At 70.1% G+C, this 21,802-nt stretch carries 20 protein-coding genes and 3 pseudogenes; 12 read left to right on the top strand and 11 right to left on the bottom strand.

Going from position 1 to position 21,802, the window contains the following annotated elements; translation table 11 throughout:
- Positions 1-95: 95 nt before the first annotated feature.
- Positions 96-794, top strand: coding sequence for a phosphate signaling complex protein PhoU (gene phoU / locus AB0I49_RS09150; RefSeq protein WP_363226193.1), 699 nt, complete (start codon positions 96-98; stop codon positions 792-794).
- Between the two features lie 342 nt (positions 795-1,136).
- On the opposite strand, the gene AB0I49_RS09145 is transcribed toward phoU, so the two are convergent.
- A complete protein-coding gene (locus AB0I49_RS09145) occupies positions 1,137-1,898 on the bottom strand; it encodes a phosphoglyceromutase (protein WP_363226192.1) in 762 nt (253 codons plus the stop codon).
- A 235-nt stretch (positions 1,899-2,133) separates the two neighbouring features.
- Between AB0I49_RS09145 and AB0I49_RS09140 the strand changes: the two genes are divergently transcribed.
- Positions 2,134-3,387, top strand: a complete 1,254-nt coding sequence (locus AB0I49_RS09140) for an MFS transporter (protein ID WP_363226191.1) — start codon at positions 2,134-2,136, stop codon at positions 3,385-3,387.
- Positions 3,388-3,394: 7 nt separating this feature from the next.
- Here AB0I49_RS09140 and AB0I49_RS09135 read toward each other — a convergent pair whose 3' ends face one another.
- On the bottom strand, positions 3,395-5,080 hold the full coding sequence (locus tag AB0I49_RS09135) for a glycoside hydrolase family 55 protein (RefSeq protein ID WP_363226190.1): 1,686 nt from the start codon (positions 5,078-5,080) through the stop codon (positions 3,395-3,397).
- A 255-nt stretch (positions 5,081-5,335) separates the two neighbouring features.
- Between AB0I49_RS09135 and AB0I49_RS09130 the strand changes: the two genes are divergently transcribed.
- On the top strand, positions 5,336-5,662 hold the full coding sequence (locus tag AB0I49_RS09130; protein WP_363226189.1) for a YkvA family protein: 327 nt from the start codon (positions 5,336-5,338) through the stop codon (positions 5,660-5,662).
- On the opposite strand, the gene AB0I49_RS09125 is transcribed toward AB0I49_RS09130, so the two are convergent.
- Positions 5,616-6,149 carry a YbjN domain-containing protein gene (locus tag AB0I49_RS09125; RefSeq protein ID WP_363226188.1) on the bottom strand — a complete coding sequence of 178 codons (534 nt, stop codon included), beginning with the start codon at positions 6,147-6,149 and terminating at the stop codon, positions 5,616-5,618. The two genes, AB0I49_RS09130 and AB0I49_RS09125, sit on opposite strands and share 47 nt — an antisense overlap.
- Positions 6,142-7,443: a D-inositol-3-phosphate glycosyltransferase gene (mshA, locus tag AB0I49_RS09120; RefSeq protein ID WP_363226397.1), complete on the bottom strand. Its 1,302-nt coding sequence runs from the start codon at positions 7,441-7,443 to the stop codon at positions 6,142-6,144. Before mshA ends, AB0I49_RS09125 begins: the two co-directional genes overlap by 8 nt.
- A 236-nt stretch (positions 7,444-7,679) precedes the next feature.
- On the opposite strand from mshA, the gene AB0I49_RS09115 reads away from it, so the two are divergent.
- Positions 7,680-8,561 carry a class I SAM-dependent methyltransferase gene (locus AB0I49_RS09115; RefSeq protein WP_363226187.1) on the top strand — a complete coding sequence of 294 codons (882 nt, stop codon included), beginning with the start codon at positions 7,680-7,682 and terminating at the stop codon, positions 8,559-8,561.
- A gap of 70 nt (positions 8,562-8,631) precedes the next feature.
- On the opposite strand, the gene AB0I49_RS09110 is transcribed toward AB0I49_RS09115, so the two are convergent.
- Positions 8,632-8,883 carry a hypothetical protein gene (locus AB0I49_RS09110; RefSeq protein ID WP_363226186.1) on the bottom strand — a complete coding sequence of 84 codons (252 nt, stop codon included), beginning with the start codon at positions 8,881-8,883 and terminating at the stop codon, positions 8,632-8,634.
- 192 nt (positions 8,884-9,075) lie between these two features.
- Here AB0I49_RS09110 and AB0I49_RS09105 point away from each other — a divergent pair, with 192 nt between their 5' ends.
- Positions 9,076-9,651, top strand: coding sequence for a hypothetical protein (locus AB0I49_RS09105; RefSeq protein ID WP_363226185.1), 576 nt, complete (start codon positions 9,076-9,078; stop codon positions 9,649-9,651).
- A 114-nt stretch (positions 9,652-9,765) separates the two neighbouring features.
- Positions 9,766-10,345, top strand: a pseudogene (locus AB0I49_RS09100) (IS5 family transposase); the annotation flags it as partial.
- 16 nt (positions 10,346-10,361) lie between these two features.
- On the opposite strand, the gene AB0I49_RS09095 reads toward AB0I49_RS09100, so the two are convergent.
- Positions 10,362-11,327: a WYL domain-containing protein gene (locus AB0I49_RS09095; RefSeq protein ID WP_363226184.1), complete on the bottom strand. Its 966-nt coding sequence runs from the start codon at positions 11,325-11,327 to the stop codon at positions 10,362-10,364.
- 95 nt (positions 11,328-11,422) lie between these two features.
- On the opposite strand from AB0I49_RS09095, the gene AB0I49_RS09090 reads away from it, so the two are divergent.
- From AB0I49_RS09090 to AB0I49_RS09080, 3 genes and pseudogenes are all read left to right on the top strand, one after another.
- A complete protein-coding gene (locus tag AB0I49_RS09090; protein WP_363226183.1) occupies positions 11,423-11,788 on the top strand; it encodes a VOC family protein in 366 nt (121 codons plus the stop codon).
- Positions 11,789-11,875: 87 nt separating this feature from the next.
- Positions 11,876-11,977 (top strand): annotated as a pseudogene (locus tag AB0I49_RS09085) (IS481 family transposase); the annotation flags it as partial.
- A 312-nt stretch (positions 11,978-12,289) separates the two neighbouring features.
- Positions 12,290-12,442, top strand: a complete 153-nt coding sequence (locus tag AB0I49_RS09080; protein WP_363226182.1) for a helix-turn-helix domain-containing protein — start codon at positions 12,290-12,292, stop codon at positions 12,440-12,442.
- A 402-nt stretch (positions 12,443-12,844) separates the two neighbouring features.
- Here AB0I49_RS09080 and AB0I49_RS09075 read toward each other — a convergent pair whose 3' ends face one another.
- Both AB0I49_RS09075 and AB0I49_RS09070 read right to left on the bottom strand, forming a co-directional pair.
- The gene (locus AB0I49_RS09075) at positions 12,845-13,255 is read right to left on the bottom strand and encodes a VOC family protein (protein ID WP_363226181.1); all 411 of its coding nucleotides are present in this window, start codon (positions 13,253-13,255) and stop codon (positions 12,845-12,847) included.
- A gap of 186 nt (positions 13,256-13,441) precedes the next feature.
- Positions 13,442-14,773 (bottom strand): tetratricopeptide repeat protein, encoded by a 1,332-nt coding sequence (locus AB0I49_RS09070; RefSeq protein WP_363226180.1) that lies wholly within the window; start codon positions 14,771-14,773, stop codon positions 13,442-13,444.
- A 140-nt stretch (positions 14,774-14,913) separates the two neighbouring features.
- Between AB0I49_RS09070 and AB0I49_RS09065 the strand changes: the two genes are divergently transcribed.
- On the top strand, positions 14,914-15,324 hold the full coding sequence (locus tag AB0I49_RS09065; RefSeq protein ID WP_363226179.1) for a hypothetical protein: 411 nt from the start codon (positions 14,914-14,916) through the stop codon (positions 15,322-15,324).
- A 577-nt stretch (positions 15,325-15,901) separates the two neighbouring features.
- On the opposite strand, the gene AB0I49_RS09060 is transcribed toward AB0I49_RS09065, so the two are convergent.
- Positions 15,902-17,023, bottom strand: a complete 1,122-nt coding sequence (locus AB0I49_RS09060; protein ID WP_363226177.1) for an epoxide hydrolase family protein — start codon at positions 17,021-17,023, stop codon at positions 15,902-15,904.
- Between the two features lie 58 nt (positions 17,024-17,081).
- Positions 17,082-18,605, bottom strand: a complete 1,524-nt coding sequence (locus tag AB0I49_RS09055; RefSeq protein ID WP_363226176.1) for an MFS transporter — start codon at positions 18,603-18,605, stop codon at positions 17,082-17,084.
- A 219-nt stretch (positions 18,606-18,824) separates the two neighbouring features.
- Between AB0I49_RS09055 and AB0I49_RS09050 the strand changes: the two genes are divergently transcribed.
- Both AB0I49_RS09050 and AB0I49_RS09045 read left to right on the top strand, forming a co-directional pair.
- Positions 18,825-19,409, top strand: coding sequence for a CGNR zinc finger domain-containing protein (locus AB0I49_RS09050; RefSeq protein ID WP_363226175.1), 585 nt, complete (start codon positions 18,825-18,827; stop codon positions 19,407-19,409).
- Positions 19,410-19,574: 165 nt separating this feature from the next.
- Positions 19,575-21,044 carry a DHA2 family efflux MFS transporter permease subunit gene (locus AB0I49_RS09045; RefSeq protein WP_363226174.1) on the top strand — a complete coding sequence of 490 codons (1,470 nt, stop codon included), beginning with the start codon at positions 19,575-19,577 and terminating at the stop codon, positions 21,042-21,044.
- Between the two features lie 35 nt (positions 21,045-21,079).
- Here the strand turns inward: AB0I49_RS09045 and AB0I49_RS09040 are convergent.
- Positions 21,080-21,802: pseudogene (locus tag AB0I49_RS09040) on the bottom strand (hypothetical protein); the annotation flags it as partial.

Raw genomic sequence — 21,802 nt, 5'->3', positions numbered from 1 at the left:
CGTGGGGCCACAGCACCCCGGGAACCGCCTCCGCCGCCTCGCCGGGCCCTGCGTCCGGCGCGGACGGCCGTTGGGAAGAGAAGGAAGGTCACGGAATGCGGGACGCGTACCACGAGGAGCTGGATTCGATAGGCGAGGGCCTAGTCGACATGGCCCGGCTCGTCGGCTCCGCGATCGGGCGCGCCACCACGGCGATCCTCGACGCGGACCTCAAGCTCGCCGAGTCCGTCATCGCGGCGGACGAGAAGGTCGACGACCTCCAGCGGGACCTGGAGGCACGGGCCATCGCGCTCCTGGCCCGCCAGCAGCCGGTCGCCACGGATCTGCGGATCGTCGTCACCTCGCTGCGCATGAGCGCCGACCTGGAGCGCTCCGGCGACCTGGCGCAGCATGTCGCCAAGCTCGCCCGGCTGCGCTTCCCGGAGCGGGCGGTGCCGCGCGATCTGCACGCCACGATCCTGGAGATGGGCCAGCTCGCGCAGCGGCTGATGGCCAAGGCGGCCGAGGTCATCATCACCAAGGACGTCGACCTGGCGCTCCAGCTGGAGCAGGACGACGACGCGATGGACCTGCTGCACCGCGCGCTCTTCCAGCACCTGATGGACGACCGCTGGAAGCACGGCATCGAGACGGCCGTCGACGTGACGCTGCTCGGCCGCTACTACGAGCGGTTCGCGGACCACGCGGTGTCGGTGGCCAAGCGCGTGGTCTACCTGGTCACGGGCGAGCACGCGGACGAACTGGCCGCCCAGACGGACCCGGCGGGAGGCACGGGCCGCATAGAAGGAACCTGATCCGAAGGCCCTCTGTGCGGAAAAGTGCTACCGCGCGCCGTTCACGCGCCCGCCGGTGCGGGCATTGACTGAAGAGACAGGCAGCGGACCACCTCCGAGGAGGTACTACATGGCCGGCACTCCTTGTCCGATAGTCAGCGTGAGCGATCCGACATCGCCACCCATGCTCAGCGGCTGCCAGTGCGGCCCCGGCTGCTCATGCGGCTGCCAGTCCGGCGGCGCATGCCAGTGCGGCGGCGGCTGCGGCTGAGTCACGTACAGCCCGTACCACCATGTGGGGCCCCGGCCACTCGGCCGGGGCCCCACATGCGTGCGCGGTGACCGTTGTCGCCCGCCCTGCGGCTACTTCTTCTTGCCCTGGTTCTTCACGGCCTCGATGGCGGCCTTGGCGGCGTCCGGGTCGAGGTAGGTGCCGCCGGGCTTGACGGGGCGGAAGTCGGCGTCGAGTTCGTAGGCGAGGGGGATGCCGGTGGGGATGTTCAGGCCGGAGATCTCCTCGTCGGAGATGCCGTCGAGGTGCTTGACCAGGCCGCGGAGGCTGTTGCCGTGGGCGGCGACGAGGACCGTGCGGCCGGCGAGGAGGTCGGGGAGGATGCCGTCGTACCAGTACGGCAGCATGCGGACGACGACGTCCTTGAGGCACTCGGTGCGGGGGCGCAGCTCGCTGGGGATGTCGGCGTAGCGCGGGTCGTCGCTCTGGGAGAACTCGGCGCCGTCTTCCAGGGCCGGCGGCGGGGTGTCGTACGAGCGGCGCCAGAGCATGAACTGCTCCTCGCCGAACTCGGCCAGGGTCTGCGCCTTGTCCTTGCCCTGGAGCGCGCCGTAGTGGCGCTCGTTCAGCCGCCAGGAGCGGTGGACGGGGATCCAGTGGCGGTCGGCGGCCTCCAGCGCCAGCTGCGCGGTGCGGATGGCGCGCTTCTGGAGCGAGGTGTGGACCACGTCGGGGAGCAGACCGGCGTCCTTGAGCAGCTCACCGCCGCGGACCGCCTCCTTCTCGCCCTTCTCGTTCAGGTTGACGTCCACCCAGCCGGTGAACAGGTTCTTCGCGTTCCACTCGCTCTCGCCGTGGCGGAGGAGGATCAGCTTGTACGGTGCGTCGGCCATGCCCCTGAGCGTAATCGACCCGGCGGCCCGGGCCCGCGCCCGCCCGGTCGCCCGGTCGCCCGACCGCCCGCCCCGTCGATTGACGATCACCGTCAATTCATTGGCGCCGCACCCCGACCGTTTGTAAGTTGCGGCCATCGCATGCGCCACTTACATGCATCACTCACGCAACTGACCGACACCTCGGGGGCCCGCCTTGTCCACGTCCACGTCCGCGAACGGCTGGCGACACGCCGTGCAGGAGAGTGTGTCCGGGCTGCCCCGCGCCTTCTGGTGGCTGTGGACGTCCACGCTCGTCAACCGCCTCGGGGCGTTCGTCGCCACCTTCATGGCCCTGTACCTGACGATCGAGCGCGGTTACAGCGCGTCGTACGCCGGGCTCGTCGCGGCCCTGTACGGGCTCGGCGGCGCCGTCGCCTCGGTCGGCGCGGGGGTGCTGACGGACCGGCTCGGGCGGCGGCCGACCATGCTCGTCGCGCAGTCCTCGACCGCCGTCCTGGTGGCGGTGCTCGCCTTCGTGGAGCACCCCGTCGCGATCGCGGGCGTCGCCCTGCTGGTCGGCATGGCCGCCAGCGGGTCGCGGCCCGCCGTGCTCGCGATGATGGCGGACATCGTCGCGCCCGAGGACCGCGTACGGGCCTTCTCGCTCAACTACTGGGCGATCAACCTCGGGTTCGCGTTCTCCTCGATCGGCGCGGGCTTCATCGCCGAGTACAGCTACCGCGCCGGGTTCCTCATCGAGGCCGTGATGACGCTGGCCTGCGCCGTCCTCGTCTTCGTGAAGCTGCCGGAGTCCCGCCCCGAGCAGGCCCCGGACCCGGCCGGCAAGGCCGCCGAGCCCTTGGTGAACCTCGGCACCGTGCTGCGCGACGGCCGATTCATGGGCCTCGTCTCGCTCTCGATCCTGATCGGGCTGATCTTCCAGCAGGGCTCCGTGGCCCTGCCGGTCGCGATGGGCGCGGACGGCTTCTCCAGCGGCGACTTCGGGCTCGCCATCGGCGTCAACGGCGTGCTCATCGTGTTGCTCCAGATCCCGGTCACCCGCTTCATCCAGCACCGCGGCCCCGGAAAGCTGCTCGTCGCCTCGGCGCTGCTGGCGGGCTACGGCTTCGGGCTGACGGCCTTCGCCGGTTCGCTCTGGCTGTACGCGCTGACGGTCGCCATCTGGACGCTGGCCGAGGTCGTCAACGCGCCCGTGCAGATGGGGCTGGTCGTACGGCTCTCCCCCACCCACGGGCGCGGGCGCTACCAGGGCGTGTACTCCCTGTCCTGGTCCGTCGGTTCGCTGGCCGCGCCGCTCATCGGCGGCCGGGTGATCGACGCGTACGGGGCCGCCTGGCTGTGGGGCGGCTGCGCCGCGGTGGGGACGGTGACGGCCGTCGGGTACTGGCTTCTGACGCGCGGGTTGCCGGACGAGGAGGAGGCCGGATCCGAGACGGCCGCCCCCGGTCCGACGGAACATGACGCTCCGGCGGACCGGGTGGGCTGAGGACACTTCACACCATTCGCTGCGCCTCGTACAGATTCCGCGGCCGTACGGAATCCGGGCGCCCGTACGCCTCCACGCGCGCGTGCAGCGGCCCCTCGAAGTCCGGTACGTCCACCTGCCCGAACTCCCTGACCTCGCTGATGCCCACCGTCGCGCTGTACGGCGCGATGCCGTCGATCTTCACGCACCCGGCCCGCTCGTTGACGACGCGTACGTTCCAGTGCGTGAACCGCGCCCCGTACAGCGGCCCGGCGCTCGCGTCGCCGCCGTGCGAGCCGGTGTTGTTCACGGTGATGTCCGTCCGCACATCGGCGAACGGCAGCCCGCGGTGGGTGTCGAAGGTCCCCATCTCCATCCGGCCGCGCGACCAGACGTTGTAGCTGGAGAGCCCCTCGACGTTGATGCCGTGCAGCTGCGTGCCGGGCGGGGCCGGGACCGTACGGTCGTCGATCGCGAACTCCTCGACGAGGTTGTCGTGCGAGCCCTCGCGGCAACAGTACGGGTGGTGGCTGCCGCGCCCCGAGACACGGGTGCGGCGCAGGGTGCACGCCTTGGCGGCGACGAGCAGGAAGCCGTTGTCCACGTTGTCGACGCGTACGTCCTCGACGCGGCAGTCCCACGCGCACTGGAGGGCGACGCCGTTGTACCCCTTGTCCAGCAGGTGTTTGGCCTGCGGCGTCTCGACGGCGTCGAGGGTCAGCCCCTCGACGCCGGAACCGGTCACCGGCCGTACCAGGGTGGTGAGTTCGGGCCGCCACTCGGGGCGCGCGTCCAGGGGCAGCGGCCGGTCGAGCGTGACGCGCCGACCCCGCACGGCGGTGACGCGGCACGGCCATTCGTACGGCACGTACGAGGTGAGCTTGGTCTTGTCGGCCCACTGGTAGCCGCGCGCGCCCTCGACGTCGCCCGCCATGTGCTGGAGGAGGGTGTGTCCGTCGTCGTCGGTGAGGCGCAGCAGGACGCGGTCGCCGCGGCGCAGGCGCGACGGGTCGGCGACGGTGATCGTCCAGTCACCTTGGCGGGCCGGGGCGCTGATGGCCGCGAGGGTGCGGAACTCGTCGCGCTTGTTGCCGGTCCAGCCCTCGAACGGCCAGTCCTCGGCCTTGATCGCGTCGGTGAGGGAGTGCCAGCGCTCGCGCGGGCAGATCCAGATGAGGCCGCCGGCCCAGGACCAGGCCGACTTGTTCCCGCCGTAGCGGCTGCCGTACGGGCCGACGATCTCGGTGAGGCTGCGGGTGGCGTGCAGGGTGGTGCGGGAGGAGCCCGCGCCGCGCAGGACGACGTTGTCGTAGCCGATGCGGATGACGTCGTCGATGCGGTACGTGCCCGGGGGCACGGTGACGGTGCCGCCGCCGCGCCGTCCGGCGGCCTCGATGGCGCGGTTGATGGCGGGCGCGGAGTCGGCGGATCCGTCGCGCTTCGCGCCGTAGTGGAGGACGTTGACCGCGGGTCCGCGGCGGGGGCGGGGGAAGTCGCGGGATCCGCCGTAATGGCCGGCGCGGCCGATGTAGGGGATGTTCGGGTGCGCGTACGGATTGCGTGTGAACTCCCGCCAGAGCCTGCTGCCTTGGGGAGTCGGGGCGGCGGCTGCCGGAACGGCGGGGGCGGCGAGTGCGGCGGGGGCGGCGAGTGCGGCGGCGCCGGCCGCCGTGGCTATGGCGCTGCCGAGGAGCTTTCGTCGGGTGAGGTCCATGAGCCGGCCTTCCATGGATATGAACGCTGTTCATGTGGGCGACGAAAGTGACAATGCCACGCGGCTGCGGCGGGCGGAAGGGGTCGAGCACGGCCGCGGCGCGCGTGGCTCCGGCGGCCACCACCGCCTCCTTTGGTACAACGGCACCGCGCCCGGCGCGTCGGCGACTGCCCCGCCCGGAAGCGGGAACCCGGCGCCCACGGCCCGAACGGAGGCCGGCCGGTTCCGCCCCTTAGCCAGGAGGGCCGCTCGACCATGGAGTTGCAGACAGTTCTCGTAGTGGCCGGAATCGCGGCCGCAGCGGCGTTCGCGGCGGCCGTGGTCCTCACGGTCCGGCTGATCCGCGCCCGTAGGATCCTCAAGGCGGCGGGCGTCCCCCTGGAGCACAAAGCCGCCTACTGGGGCGCCCTGCTCTACACCCTCTCCCCCGTCGACCTGCTCCCCGATCCCGTCTATCTGGACGACGTCGGGGTCTTGCTGCTCGCCCTGCACGTCCTCCAGTCGTCGGTGCGCGAGCGGCCGGGGGCGCCCCGCCTCAGTCCCCGCCCTGACCCCCGGGTCCCTCCCCGGTCAGATTCGTGAACGCGTCCAGGTTCCGGGTGGACTCGCCGCGCGACGTCCGCCACGCGTACTCCTTGCGGATCGCCGTGGCGAAGCCCTTTTCCAGGAGGGTGTTGAACGAGCCGTCGGCGTTCTCCAGAACGGTGCCGAGGACGCGGTCGACCTCGTCGGGGGTGACGGCGGCGAGCGGCAGGCGGCCGACGAGGTAGATGTCGCCGAGGTGGTCGACGGCGTAACTCACGCCGTACAGCCGGGTGTTGCGCTCCAGGAGCCAGCGGTGGACGGCGGCCTCGTTCTCGTCGGGGCGGCGGACGACGAAGGCGTTGACGGAGAGGGAGTGCTGCCCGACGACCAGGGAGCAGGTGGTGGAGAGCTTGCGGGTGCCGGGCAGCTTCACCACGTACGTGCCGCTGGAGGGCGACTCCCACTCCAGTTCGGCGTCCTTGAGCGTCGCCTCGATGACCTGCCGCGCGTCCGCCGTGTCCGTCTTGCCAGCCGTATCAGCCATGGGTCGAGCGTAGGCGACGCCGCCGTTCCTGCATCGCGGCGGTGTAGACGTCGGCGGTCGCCGAGGCGGCGGTGTCCCAGCCGAAGGACTGGGCGTGCCGGGCGGCCCGCTCGCCCATCCGGTCGGCCAGTTCCGGGGCGTCGGCGAAGCGCCGCAGGGCGTGCGCGTAGTCGGCGGGGTCGTGGCCGTCGATGAGGAAGCCGCTCTCCCCGTTCCGCACGGCCACGGGGAGCCCGCCCACCGCCGCCGCGACGACCGGCGTGCCGCACGCCTGGGCCTCGGCGGCCACCAGGCCGAAGGATTCGCTGTAGGACGGCATGACCAGCACGGACGCGGCCCGGTACCAGTCCGCGAGCCGGTCCTGGCCGACCGGCGGCCGGAACTGCACGACGTCCGCGATGCCGAGCCGGGCCGCCAGCTTGTGCAGCCCCTCCGGCTTGGCGAGGCCGCTGCCACTGGGCCCGCCGACGACCGGCACGACGATGCGCGAGCGCAGCGCGGGCTCCTCGTCCAGCAGCACGCCGACCGCGCGCAGCAGGATGTCCGGGGCCTTCAGCGGCTGGATGCGGCCCGCGAAGAGCGGTACGAGCGCGTCCTGCGGCAGCCCCAGGCGGGCGCGGGCGGCGGCGCGGCTCGCGCTGACGTCCGGGCCCGCCGGGCGGAACCGCTCCAGGTTGACGCCGGGGTGCACGACGGCGACCTCGCCGGGATCGGCCTCGTAATGCCGTACGAGCTCCTCGGCCTCCTCGGCGGTGTTGGCGATGAGCCGGTCGGCGGCCCGTACGATCTGCGTCTCGCCGATCACGCGCGCCGCCGGCTCGGGTGTGTCGCCGGCGGCGAGCGCGGCGTTCTTGACCTTGGCCATGGTGTGCATGGCGTGCACCAGCGGCGCGCCCCAGCGCTCGGCGGCGAGCCAGCCGACGTGGCCGGAGAGCCAGTAGTGGGAGTGCACGAGGTCGTAGTAGCCGGGGCGGTGCCCGGCCCACGCCTGCATCACGCCGTGCGTGAAGGCGCAGAGCTGGGCGGGCAGCTCCTCCTTGGCGAGGCCCTCGTACGGGCCCGCGTCGACGTGCCGGACCAGGACGCCGGGGGCCAGCTCGACCGTGGGCGGGAGGGACGCGGTGGTGGCGCGGGTGAAGATCTCGACCTCGATGTTGATCGCGGCGAGGCGTTTGGCCAGTTCGACGATGTAGACGTTCATGCCGCCCGCGTCGCCCGTGCCGGGCTGGTGCAGCGGGGACGTGTGGACGCTCAGCATGGCGATGCGGCGGGGCCGCCGGGAGGTGCGGCGCAGTCGCGACGGCCCGGCGAGCGGGCCGTGGGTGCGGCCTCGGCGCGTGCCGAGCCGCGGTACGTACTGGCTCACCGTACGTGTCCTCCTGCGTAGGCGGGCTACAGCTGTCAGCGTTGGAACACCGGAGGAATGAGCTCCATTTCCTGTTTTGCCAAAACGTGACGCTGGCCACCCGAGTGGCTGCTTGCCCGCTGCCCGGCCAGGCCCTCGGTCGAGCACCGCCTAGGCTCGTGACCATGCCCGCCCAGCCCCTGCGGAAGTCCGCGCCGCCTGCTTCCGTGCCGCCTGCTTCCGTGCCGACCGCTTCCGCGCCGACTGCTTTCGTGCCTGCCCGTGTCCGGCCCGTGGGCTCGGCGACCCGCGGCACGACCAACCCGAACCGGCTGCGCCGCATGGACCGCTGGATCGCCGCCGCGCACGCCGCCGCGCTGCTCCGCAGCTCCGACCCCGTCGCGGTGGACCTCGGGTACGGGGCCGCGCCCTGGACCGCCGTCGAGCTGCTGGCCCGGCTGCGGACCGTACGGCCGGGGGCCGAGGTCGTCGGCGTCGAGATCGACCCGGCGCGGGTCGCGGCGGCGCTGCCGTACGAGCGGGCCGGGCTGGTCTTCGCGCACGGCGGCTTCGAGGTGCCGCTGCCGGGCGGCCGACGGCCGGTCCTGATCCGGGCGGCGAACGTGCTGCGGCAGTACGACGAGGCGGAGGTCGCCGCCGTGTGGGCCCGGCTGTGCGCGCGGCTCGCCCCGGACGGGCTGCTGGTGGAGGGCACCTGCGACGAGATCGGCCGCCGTCACGTGTGGGTCGCGCTGGGCCCCGAGGGCCCGCGCACGGTCACCTTCGCGGCCCGCCTGGCCTCCCTAGACCGCCCCTCCGACCTGGCGGAACGGCTCCCGAAGGCACTCATCCACCGCAACGTGCCGGGCGAGCCGGTGCACGCCTTCCTCCGCGACTTCGACCACGCCTGGGCCTCCGCCGCCCCTTACGCAGCCCTGGGCGCCCGCCAGCGCTGGATCCGCACGGCGGCTTCCCTCGCCACCGCCTGGCCTGTGACGGACGGCCCGCGCCGCTGGCGACAGGGGGAACTCACGGTGCGGTGGGAGGCGCTTGCGCCAGGGGGGTGACGCCGGGCCGGGGGCCCTCCGTGCCGGGGCGGGCCCGGCACGGGCCGCCGCCCCTGCGCACAGGCGGGCACTACCAGATCGGTATCCCGTTGCGCAGGTAGCGCATTCTCCCGTCCGAAACCGCCTCTACGGCTGCCTCGAAGCGTCGGGCCAACCTCGGGGGCAGCAGGCTTCTCGACTCGTCGTAGGCGGCAAAAACGAGTTCGGAGAGTTCCTCATCGTGCGGTCGTAGAGCGGCAGCTCTGCTGTCATCCACTACACCACCGTCGAAAATGCAGGCCAGTTGGTCGTCCCACGGACCATGCGGCTCCACCCAGTCCACGACCAACAGGGCACGTATCTCTACGGTCAGGGCAAGCTCTTCGCGTAGTTCCCTTGTACCGACCGGGGACATTGATCGAGAGCAGGGCGTGCCACTTAGAGGTCGTCTCAGTTGGAGACGAACGGAGCAGAACTGGAAGCGGCCAAGGCCCCAAGGCGCCTTTCTTGGGCCGGGTTGTTTCGAGAGCTTCGCATGAACGATCATCAGGCGGTGAACACGGACTACTGGGTGGTGCTTGCGGACACGGAGCGGGAACAGTGGGGGTACGTGCCTCGCCAAACTCTCGGACCGCTGAGTTTCGGCACCAATCGCCACGAGGTCGTCAAGGCCATGGCGGAACATGGATTTTCAGCTGCGGAGAGCGAGATCGAGCGCTGGAACCCTCAGCGCGCCCAGTGGCGGGTCGAGTTCCGCAGGTCTGAATCGGACGATCGACCTGCGGTGAAGTGCTACTTCGTCGAAGGCGTGGGCTTGACGTGTGTGCTCGTTGATGGGCTGTGTGGCCCCCAAGTCATCTTTCAGGGGCTGCGCCTCATAGGCCGTGTGCCGTCCGAGCTGGACGCGGAGATGGAGGCTCATGCGCTGGAGCGGGACTTGGGCATTTGCTTCTGCCTCGGGGGCGACCTCAACTTGCATGGCTTCGACTTCGATCGAGGCGCACAGCGCGCGGGCGATGCGGTCGTGAGTTGGGCTTCGTTCTTCAACACAGCGGGAATCGCGGGCACCTCTTGGGACATCACTCCGGCTGAGGTCTGGCACCACGGATAGGCCCCCTGGCTTCGGTCGGGTGAGAACGGACCTATGCGGTGAGCCGGCCGGAAACAGGCAAGGGATGGAGGATCGTGAGGGGGCAGGCACCTGGGTAAGCGGTGCCTTGGTGGGTCCAAGGCTCGGGTGTGGGCGAAGTTGCACCGGGTGGTGCTGGATAGGCTCGGTGCGGACGGCGAGCTGGACTGGACCCGGTGCGCGATCGACTCGGCGAGTGTTCGGGCGGTAAAGGGCGGCCCTTTGACCGGACCGAGTCCGACCGACTGCGGCAAGCTCGGGTCGAAGATTCACGTCATCTGTGACCGCAACAGCCTACCGATCTCAGTGGGCGTCTCCGGTGCCAACCTGCACGACAGCCAGGCCCTGATCCCCGCTGATGCGCGGCATTCCGCCGATCCGCTCTCGTTACGGACCGAGACGTCACCGTCCGGCCAAGCTGCACGCAGACAAGGGATACGATTTCGACCATTTGCGGGCGTGGCTTCGCCGCCGCCAGATCACCCCTCGCAGCGCCCGTCGAGGCATCGAACCTTCCAACCGCCTGGGTCGCCATCGCTGGGTCATTGAACGAACCATGTCCTGGCTCAATGGGTGCCGCCGTCTGCACCGCCGCTACGAACGCAAGGCCGAGCACTTCCTCGCCTTCGTAGGCATCGCGAGCACCCTCATCTGCTATCGCCGCTGTACCAACTGAGACGACGTCTTAGCAGTCACGAGGCTGGGGCCGAGTGTCTTTCAGCCAGGTCCTTGGCAAGCTGGCTGATGCGTTTGCGGGCTGTCTCTGGGGTGAGTATCTCGATGTGGTTGCCGAACTGGAGGAGCTGACGCACTGACTCGATGTCGGGGTAGCGGACGACGATGGTGCACCAGCCGTTTTCCGTGTCGGAGACATCGTGGATGCGGGTGCCGAGGATGCGCCGTGCCAGGTCGAGGCCATTTTCTCGCAGACGGACGGTCACGCTCACGCGGCCTGGCCTCTCGGTGCGTTCCTTCAACGCAGCCCAGCTGGTGCGGAGGGTCTCATCTGGTCGGAGAACAGCTGGCGCGTCGAGTTGTTCGTAGGCCGAGAGTCGTTCCAGAGCGAACAGCCGGCCAGTCCCCTGGTCGTCGGCAATGAGATACCAGCGGCCTGATTTCGCCACGATCCCGTACGGGTCGACCACTCGCGTCGAGGCCTGTTTCTCGGCGCTGCGCCGGTACTGGATTCGCAGTCGGCGTCGGTGTCGCAGGGCCGAGGCCAGATCCGATACGTCCACCGCTGCCTTTGAGTCAGCAAGCCACGCGTTGCTGTCCACCAGTACCAGGTCCGCCAGTCGCAGCAGGCTCGGCGACTCAGGTGCTGCGGCCTGACGGGCGGCGATCTTGCGCGCGGCCGACTCCCACACCGCAGACAGGCCCATGCGCTCAAGTTGCGCGCTGTCCAAACCAGCCAGGGAGAGGGCCTCCAACTCTGGTGGTTCCAGATGGGATGCGTTGAGCCGTGCACCGGGGAGCAGGACAATCCCACCGTTCCGCCCGCGTTCGGCATAAACAGGCACACCTGCTGTCGAGAGCGCCGCGACATCCCGCAGCACCGTCCGCCGGGACACCTCCAGACGCTCGGCGAGCTCGGTGGTGGTCATGCGCTGACGGGTCTGTAGGAGCAGCAAGAGGTGCAACAGCCTCGAAGCCTTCATGCTGACCAATGTTCACAGAAAAGGTGACAGGTTCTGTCGCGCTTAGGCGATCAACTGGAGCGGTACCGGGAATTCAACGATCTGAGGAGCGCTCTATGCCCGCACCCAACCTGTTCCTGATCTACGTCCGCGACGCCGAGGCCGCTACGGCCTTCTACAGCGACCTGTTCGAGATCGAACCGACCTTCACCAGTCCCCACTACGTGGCTTTCGAGGTAGCCCCCGGCGTCCTGTTCGCGTTGTGGACGGGGGGCAGCGAACACGCGGTCCCGAGCACCCCTCGCACGAGCGAAGTCGGGCTGATGGTGCCGGGAGCAGCGTCCGCAGTTGACGAGATCTTCACGAGTTGGGTCTCGAAGGGAGTCCATGTCGTGGAGAAGCCGTACGACGCTGTCTTCGGCCGCACGTTCGTGATCACGGACCCCGACGGCAACCTCATCCGGGTCTCCCCGGTGGACTGAGCTGCACGAACCTAACCCACTATGTTCGTTCTCGAAGGGCCGGCCACACACGATGGCCGGCCCTTCAGCTTGTCCAGGAGCTCAGACATGTCACATCCGAACGCTGCCCTCACCCCGCGCCACCGTCTGAAAGTCGCGCGACTCGTCGCTGACGACGGCTGGCCAATCAGCGAAGTCGCGGCCCGTTTCCACGGACGGCCCGCGCCGCTGGCGACAGGGGGAACTCACGGTGCGGTGGGAGGCGCTTGCGCCAGGGGGGTGAGGGGCGGGCCGGGGGCTAAGCGGTCTCGGTGATGTGGGCTGCGGTTCGGGTATGAGGTAGGACAGGGAGGGGCTGCCCATGCCGAAGATCTTGCGTGTGGAGTTGACGTCTGATCAGGAACGCGAGGTGCGTGAGCATCTGCGGGCACGTGATCTCGCGCCGGGTGCCGGACTGCGTCTGGAGTGCATACGGCTGATGGGGCGGGGCCTGACCGTGCCCGAGGTCGCTGACCTGCTCGAATGCGACGACGTCACCGTCCGGGGGCGGTCCACCGCTTCGCGGCCGGCGGGTTCGACGCGCTGGCGGATGCCCCGCGCCCGGGCCGCCCCGCCTCGATCACCCGCGAGGACCGTGAGGCACTGGCCGCGCTACTGGACGAATCCGCCCGGTAGGGCCGGACCTGGACTGCCGCCGCGCTGTGCGACTGGCTGGCCGCCGAGCGGGGGGGGTGCGGGTCTCGGCGGTCTGGCTGACCGAGCTGCTCCACCAGGACGGGTTCCGGTGGAAACGGACCCGGGACACGCTGCGGCACAAGGCCGACCCCGTCCTCCAGCAGGCCGCACGGGCCCAACTGGAGGATTTACGGCTTTACGGCTTTACGGCTGGACGCGCACGCGGGCGTAAGGGACCTGTACTTCCTCGACGAGAGCGGGTTCGCTCCGACCATGCCCACCGGATACACCTGGTCACGAGCAGGGCAGCGGGCCGTCGTGCCGCGCGAGGACAAGAAGGGCCGACGCGTGAACGTCCCCGGGGCGCTGTGCGTGGGAGCAGCCAACTTCACCAAAGCCGCGTTAGTCGTGCTTGGGCCAGATCGGGCCCTGGTCGGTCCAGATGACGCCCTTGTTGCGGCACAGGCAGAAGGGGTGGCCGATCGGGTCGGTGTAGACCTGCCAGCCGTAGCCGTTGGGGCCGATGAAGTCCTGCCTCAGCGTCGCGCCGAGGTCGAGGACGCGGAGCTGCTCGGACTCAATCTCGTCCACTTCGAAGTCGAGGTGGAACTGCTTGGGGTGCTCGCTGTCGGGCCACTGCGGAGCGCGGTAGTCGTCCACCCGGATGAATGCCAGCTCGATCTCGCCGAACTGGATGCCGGCCCAGTCCTCGGAGCTGCCTTCCTTGATCGGACGGCCCGTCACCTCGGAGTAAAAAGCCGCCAGTTTCATCGTGTCCGGGCAGTCGATAATGAAATCGGTGAGTCGCAGCATCCCGTGATCTTGCCACACGCTCACACCCGACTTCGCGACAGGCCCTGAGCAGCTCCGCTGAGGTGCGGGAACAGAGAGTTCCTGGGGGCTTCGCCCCCAAACCCCGTTCACCAGGGGCGGCCAGGTTTGTACCGCAGGTGCGGATCAGCAGCGGACTTCGGCGGAGCCGCTTAGCCCTGCGCAACCTCATGTAGAGCGCTTCATCGTTTCCGACCGCTCGTAGAGTTGTCGGGCGATGCTGTTCCGAAGGTGGGGGCGGATGAGAGTTCGCATTTTCTCGACCCGGTCATCACACGCTCCGGAGTGCACGAGCGGGTAGTCGTCCAGGACGCCGTCCCACGTCGCACAAGCGGCTTCAAGGTGACCGACCTCCATCTGCCGCTCAGCGAGCAGTGATTGGTACCGGACTCGGGTACGGCGGTGGTCGCTGCGGCGCAACCTCTGCGACTCCTGCATGGAGGCGATGCACCCGTGCACATCACCGAGGCCGTATTTCACTTGGCTGATGTGGTACAGGAGCGACGAAGGCCCATATGAACCGAACGCCTTCTCTTTGGCTTCGGCCTTCTCCATCGCCACCTCAGCCTCTTTGATGTACGTCAAAGCATGGCGCCGATCACCGACTTGGGCGGCCGAGTGGGCTTGCTGGCCGGCCAGGAAGGCCCGCATGCGCGGTCCAGCCGCCGGGGACGCCGCAGCGGCCGCGTCGGCCAGCCGCATGGCATGTGCGGCGTGTTGGAGGTCCACGGCTTGAAGGCTCATGCCTCGAAGAGTCGTGCAATACGTCAGGTGGTCTTGAGCCGCGCCGGCCAGTTCCAAGGCTTTGAGGTAGTACTCCTGCGCCAGCCCGTGATACCCCTCATCCACTGCCATATAGCCGGTGAGATAGCTCAGGTCCGCGGCGGCGGAGAGCATCCCTTTCCTCACGTCTTCGGGCGCGTCTGCCTTGAGGTATTGGCCCACGGTGTTAACCATGAAAGTCGCCGCCATGGGCCGTGCGTGGCGCCCGCCGAACTGGTCGTCAAGTTCGGACACCCTCTCGGTCATCGCAACGACCATGTCCACCTCGGGCCACCCGATCCGAGAGGTTCGACCACTCTGAATGGCATCGGCGCGGCCCATGACGTCCTGCCAACCAGGAATAGTCAGGGCCACTGAGAACAGAGCAGCTCCTAGGACGCCCCTCCGTGACGGATCCATGTCGATCCTGCCGAGGTCCATCAGCCCATCCACCGTTTCCACCGGCTTGGCGGCCTGATCCTTGGGAGAAGGGAAGCCCATCTCCGCGTAGGTGACTGGTCGACCCAACTTCCTGGTCAGCGCTTCACGCACCAGCGGACGGACAGACGACTTGGGGACGGTGCCCCCTAGCCAATGGTGCACAGACGTCGCGTCGTACTTGAGAGGCACCCCGGCTTGCGTGCCGGTGCGGTTGACCGCCATGGCCAGCTGGCTGTAGGTCCAGCGGCTCTCTGCCAACAAGCGACGCAGCCCGTCGTTGGGCCTTCGATCAGGCACGTTCCCAACTCCCCGCGTGCGGGCCAACTTTCAACGGTTTCAACTCTGCCCTGCGTTCCAAACGCTACCCCTGGCCGGAGTCGGACGGTTACGTAGAGCGAGAAGAGACCGCTGCAACCTTGACGTGGTGAGGTTTCCTGATGGCCCCAAGCCCGCGAGTCACCTGCCTTGATGCCCGAGCCATCGGCAGCCAACTGGCCGACGAGCTCCACCTGTCCTTCATGGCACTCGGGTTCTACCTGCCGATGCGAGGGGCGGCCCCGATAGCTGGACGTGCGTTCGTCGACGTCGACCCGATCGGTCATGACACGGCCTTTCGGCTGGTGGAGGCCCTGGGGCCGCCGCCGTTGCGGACGGCCTCCAGTGGTGACCGCGTAGGGCGGGCGGCCGACGCGGCGCGGTCGCTTCGGCGGTCCCTGTTCGCCGCCGGTCTCGCGCTGCCGAGACTGCGCGCCGAAGGCCCGCGCGTCGAGTTGGGGGCCGCGTCGCCGTCCTGGGCGGAGTCGTTGGCGGGCGTCATCGATTCGGGCTCGAAGGAGGCCGTGCGGTGACGCGGAGCAGTGGAAGGGGAAGGCTCTCCCAACTGATGGCGGCGAATGGGGAGCGCGGAGTGCTCCTGGTGCCCAAAGAGCCCGGAGAATCGGAATCAGAGCGCGCGGGAAAGCCCGCGAAGGGACCGAGGATTCCCCTTGGCGCGATGGCCTATCCGCCTTGCCAGTGCCCCGAGCACCGTGCCGGGCGGGGGCGCCCGGATACGTCCGTGCGGTTGTCGACGAGCAGTGCCGAGAACCCCTCCAGGGGGCGACCCACGGTCAGCCGCATCTTTCGGTACGCGCAGTTCACGATCGCCCAAGACCCTTCCGCCTGGCCTGAATACAGTGCCATGTGCGTTTCGGGTGAAGACGTCGAATGCGGCATGGAATCCGGCGGCGAGGGCAATCCGGAAGCCGTCGAGGAGTGGATGCGGCAGCATACCCAGGGCACCGGCCACCGGCGCTACCGACGCAATGTCAGCGACTACGCCGTGTGGGAACGGGCAGCTCTGGACATCTGGCTGCCCGACGAGGAATCCCAGTAGAAACAGGACCACCCCCTGGGCGCTAGCTTTCCAGGGGGTGGCAGGGGCCGTCAGCGGAACAGGCGGAAGAACCCGCGCACCTGCTCGACCAGCGACTCCGGCTGCTCCAGTGCGGCGAAGTGGCCGCCGCGCGGCAGTTCCTCGTACCAGCGCAGGTCGGTGAACCGCAGCTCGGCCTCCCGTCGCGACGGGCGGGTTATGTCGCGCGGGTAGACCGACAGTCCGGACGGCGCGGTCACCTTGTTCCGGAAGTCGGCGAAGCCCTCCCAGTACATACGCGCCGACGACGCGGCCGACGCGGTGAACCAATAGGCCGAGATCTCGTCGAGGATCGTCTGCCGCGACACCGCGTCCTCGGGATGGCCGTCGTTGTCGGTCCAGGCCCAGAACTTCTCGGCGATCCAGGCGGCCTGGCCCGCCGGGGAGTCGGTGAGGCCGTAGCCGAGGGTCTGCGGCCGGGTCGCCTGGATCGCCGAGTACCCCCGGCCGGTGCGCTGCATCTCCTTCTCGGCCTCAAGATTCGCCAGCTCCGCGGGGGTCGGGTCGGCGAACGCGCCCGCCGCCACGGATCCCAGGTTCAGGTGCACGGCGGCGACGCGCTCGGGCGCCACCTCGCCCAGTGCGCCGGACACCGCCGAACCCCAGTCACCGCCCTGCGCGCCGTACCGTTCGTAGCCCAGCGAGACCATCAACGTGTCCCAGGCGCGCGCGGTGCGGATGATGCCCCACCCGGTGGTCGACGGCTTGTCGCTCCAGCCGTACCCGGGCAGCGACGGCGCGACCACATGGAACGCGTCCGCCGGGTCACCGCCGTACGCGCGCGGGTCGGTCAGCGGGCCGAGGACCTCCAGGAATTCGAGCACCGAACCCGGCCACCCGTGCGTGAGCACAAGCGGGAACGCGTCCGGCTCCGGCGAGCGGACGTGCAGGAAGTGGATGCCCAGCCCGTCGATCGTGTCGCGGTACTGCGGGAAGGCGTTCAGCCGCTCGGCGAACCCGAAGTCGTAGTCCTCGGCCCAACTGCGGCACAGCTCCTGCGCGTACGCCAGCGGCAACCCCTGTGACCAGTCGTCCACCGGCTCGCGCTCGGGCCACCGCGTACGTCGCAAACGTTCACGCAGGTCCGCGATCTCGGCTTCGGTGATGCTGACCTCGAATGGCTCGGCCGACATGGCAAGGCTCCTTACTGGTCGAGGCGTTATCGGATCGGATGCGGGTGGACCGGGACCGTCAGCGCGGGCTCCCGCGCGTGGCGGCGGGTTCGGGGCGGCGGTCGGAGGACGGGCGGCGATCGGAGGACGGGCGGAGGTCGGCGGACGGGCGCCGGGTCAGGCTGAGGACGAGTCCGGCCAGCGGGAGTGCCGCGAGCGCGGCGAGGGCCGCCGGCGCCGGCACGATGCCGGACAGGCCCGCGACCGCGGCCGGGCCGATCCCGCCGCCCAGGGCGTTCATGAAGTTGAGCAGGCTCTGCGCGGTGTCGCGGTCGTCCGCGGCGACCAGGTCCGGTGCGAGGCCCACCAGTACGGCTTGGGCGCCGGCGAATCCGCACACGGTCAACGCCGTGCCGACGACGATCAGGACCGGCCCGGTGAAGATCGCGACCACGAGCACGCCGGCGACCGTGAGTGCCGCGAGCCCGGCCGTCACCTGCCAGCCGGCGAACCGGTCGGTCAAGGTGCCGACCAGCCGCCCGGCCAGCACCGAGCAGACGGCGGCCGGGACCAGGAACAGCCCGGCTTCCAACGGGCCGCCGCCCGTGGCCTGTTCGATCAGGGACGGGGCGCGGAACAGCACCCCGTAATAGCCGGCGAAGACGGCCCCGCCGATGAGCCCGGCCGCCAGGAAGCCGCGGGACGCGATCACCCGCCGGGGCACGAACGCGTCGGGCGTGCTGCGCACACGCCACCACAGTCCCACGGCGGCGAGCGCCCCGGCGACAGCCACGGCGAGCGTGACCGGGGCGGGCAGGCCGACCGAGTGGGCCTGCAACAACGTGATCAAGGAGCCGGCGAGTACCGACAGCACGGCCGCGCCGACGATATCGAGTCGCCCGGTCGAGCCATTTCGCCCGGCAGAATCGTTGCGCCCGGCCGAGCCGTTTCGTCCGGCCGAGCCGTTTCGTCCGGCCGAGCCGTTTCGTCCGGCCGAGCCGTTTCGTCCGGTCGAGCCGTTTCGCCCGCCGCTGCCGCTGTCTCCATCGCTGCCTCCATCGCTACCTTCGCCGCTACCTCCACCGCTACGCGCCAGCGCGCGCCTGCTCGGCCATGCGACCAGCAGGAGGGGCAGCGCGAGGACCGGGATCGCGAGCACGGCACGCCACCCGAGCCATGTGGTCACCGCCCCGCCCAACAGGGTCCCGCACCCCGACGCCGTCGCGCTGGCGGCCGCGATGATCCCCAGGGCCCGGATCCGCTGCCGCCCGGGCAGGGCGGTGGCCGCGGCGTACACGGCGATCACGGTCGCGCCCGCCCCGGCGCCGCCGATCAGCCGGCCGACGATCACGACGGACAGCGTCGGCCCGACTCCGGCGAGCGCGGAGCCCGCGGCGAGCGCCACGACCCCGGTGACGAGGACCTGGAACGGGCTCCAGCGGACCAGCAGCCGGCCCGCGACCGGCATCGCGAGCGCGGAGGTCAGCGACCACGCGGCGAGAATCCACGCGGTGGCCCCGAAGGGCACCGCGAGTGCGCGGCCGATGGACGGCAGGGCGACCGACGGCGCGCCCAGTGCCACGTACATCGGCAGCACGAGCATCCCCAAAGTCAGCCCCAGCCGACGTCCGTCCGGGCGTCCGTCCGGGCGTCCGGACGGACATCCGTCCGGGGTGTCGGTCCGTTCCGGCACCGGGGCCCATTCCGGCGCCGGGGCCCGTCCAGACGCGCTCGCCTGCGGCGTCGTTCCTCGCCAGGTATGTTGTGACATGCCAAAGCTCCTTTGGGTGTAACATTACGAGGCAGCGAGGAGACACGTCAAATGCAGGATGCGTATTACAGTCCATTGGTGGTCCAGACGGCCGTCGACCTGGCCAACACCCTGATGCCGATCAAGGGAGAGGACAGGCTGGAGACCGTGGAGCAACTCCGGGCCTTCCTCGACGACCACCCCGCGACAGAGCCTCCGAGTTCGGCCGCGAACCAAGGGGCCGCTCCGCGACATCTCACCCGCGCCGACCTGACGGAGGTCCGCGCGCTGCGCGGGACGGTGCGCGAGGTGCTCGAACGGGCGAACGCGGACGCGGCCGAAGCCGCGGCCCTGATCAACGACGGTCTGCGCCGCAGCCGCGCCACCCCGGTACTGCGCCACGAGGGCGACCGCTGGTGGACCGAGGTCGCCTCCGACACCGACCGCCGCTCGGCACACCTCGCCGCCGCCATGCTCAGCGCACTGGCCTCCGTGATCGCCACACTCGGCCCCGCCCGTCTCGGCGTCTGCGCCGGGCCGACCTGCCGGGCCACGTTCGTGGACCTTTCGCGCAACGGCTCGAAGCAGTACTGCACCCGGACCTGCGCACACCGGGCCAGCGTCGCGGCCTACCGGAGCCGGCGCAGCCCGCGTTGAGCGCCGACGCCTGACCCTGCCGGGTCGGGCCCGCTCCGGGGTTTCGCCCGAGCCCGCCCTCGACGAACCCGTCCGCGAGGTCTCCAGCCCGTTCATTTCCACACCCAAGATCTGCTCTACACCGTGCAGTGTACGAGCTGCACTGCACGGTGTAGTGTTCCCGCCGTGACTCCAACAGCTACGGCCGCACAGGCCGCGACGCCGCCGGTGACCGATCGCCGGCTGACCCTGATCAGCCTCGTCCTCGCCCTCGCCGTGTTCATCACGCTCCTGGACACGACGATCGTCAACGTCGCCCTCAACCATCTGCGCACGGTGTTCGACGCCTCGGTCGCCCAGACGCAATGGGTCGCGACGGGCTACCTGCTGGCCTTCGTGTCAGTGATCCCGGTGAGCGGGTGGCTCTCCGAACGGTTCGGGGCGCGCAACGCCTGGATGTTCGCCGTGAGCGCCTTCCTCGTCGGCTCGCTCCTCTGCGGCCTCGCGGGTTCCCTGCCCGTACTCATCGCCTTCCGGGTGATCCAGGGGATCGGCGGCGGCATGGTGATGCCGATAACGCTCTCCATCGTCACGCGGGCGGCCGGCCCGGAACGCATCCAGAAAACGACAGCCGCGGTCGCGCTCCCCGGACTGCTCGGCCCCATTCTCGGATCGGTGCTCGGCGGCGCCATCGTGCAGTCGCTGAGCTGGCACTGGATGTTCCTCGTGAACGTGCCGGTCTGCCTCGTCGCGCTCGTATTCGGCCGGTTGCTGCTGCCCACGCCCTCCGGGCAGCGTGGCCACCGACTCGACGTGTCCGGCTTCCTCTTGCTCACTCCCGGCGTCGTCGCCGTCGCCTACGGCGTCAGTGAGCTCTCCGGAAAGGACGGTTTCGCCGACGCTCACGCCTGGCTGCCGCTCCTCATCGGCGTCGTACTGCTCGCCGCCTTCACCGTCCACTCGCTGCGCGCCCGTCGCCCCGCTCTCATCGACGTACGCGTGTTCGCGCGGCGCAGCTTCGGCCTGAGCGGCGTCATCACCTTCGCGAGCGGGTTCTCGACCTACGCCCTGTCGTTCCTGCTCCCCCTCTTCTACCAGGAGCTTCGCGGCGAGACGGTGCTGCATACGGGCGTGCTGCTCATCACTCAGGGGCTCGGCGCGATGTTCTTCGTCGTGGCCCTGCGCAACCTCGCCGCGCGGTTCGACGGCCGCTTCATCGTCGCCGCCGGTGTGCTGCTGACCATGATCGGGACCGTGCCGTTCGCCCTCGCGGACGCGCACGGCGGAACAGCGCTGCTGCTGGCCGGGCAGTTCGCCCAGGGAGTCGGCTTCGCCGCCACCACGTTCCCGGTGATGGCACTCGCCCTCTCGAATCTGAGCTACGAGGAGACCCCCCGAGCCAGCGCGGCGTTCAGCGTCGTACAGCGCGTCGGCGCGCCCTTCGGCGTCGCGGTCATCGCCGTGATCCTGCAGAACCGGCTCACCGGTGCCGCCACGGAGGCGGACGGCATCTCGGCATTCTCCGGAACGTTCTGGTGGATCATCGCCCTCAGCGCCATCCCGCTCGTCCTCGCCTTCTTCGTCCCGTCGCAGAAGCGCACCGAGCCCGAGCCGGAGCCCACGGCACCCGAAGAGCCCACCGTCGCGGCGCAGTAGGCGGAGCGTCCGAGCGCGCCGGGCCGGGACGGTCGTCAGATCGGTTCGGCGCGGGCGGCGGAAAAGGCCGCCTCGGCCCGCTTCTGTCGGCACGGGCCGCAGTGCGTCTCATCGGCTACGGGCCGGAAGACGTGTTCGCTGCCGGGGCCCTGACAGGTCGCGAACCGGGCGGGTGGTGAGGGTGGTTGGGCGGCTCGGGAACGCCGCTGCTGCTCGGGGATGCTCCGCGCCTCCGGCAGTTTGTCGGTGAGCCGACGGCGTACGAACCCCGGTGCGTACCGCACCCCTTCGGGCGGCAGCCCGGTCGTCAGCGCCTCCCGCAGCTCCCCGGACCGCGCCCCGCGCAGAAACCACTCGGCGGCGGCACCAGCGAGTTCCCGGGCCTCCGACACGCCGAGGCGCAGTCGGCGGTCGGCGTGACGGAGCGACAGCAGGACTCTTTCGGCCTCGGCGAGGTGAGGGGCGAGGACCGCTTGCCGGATCCGTTCGGCTGAAGGGACGAGGGGCGGCGGCCCCTCGGAGACGGCTGGCCCGTCGGAGGCGACCGGCCCTTCGGAGACGACCGGCCCTTCGGAGGCGGCTGGTTCCTCGGACACGAACGGCCCGTCCGAGACGGCTGGTTCCTCAGAGACGACCGACCCGTCCGAGACGACCGGCCCCGCGGAGACGACCGACCCGTCCGAGACGACCGGCCCCGCGGAGACGACCGACCCGTCCGAGACGACCGGCCCCTCAGAGACGACCGACCCGTCCGAGAC

This window comes from Streptomyces sp. NPDC050617 (genome assembly GCF_040654795.1).
Taxonomy (GTDB): domain Bacteria; phylum Actinomycetota; class Actinomycetes; order Streptomycetales; family Streptomycetaceae; genus Streptomyces.
Note: the sequence above shows the minus strand (reverse complement) of the source record. Positions and strands in the feature narration are given on the sequence as shown.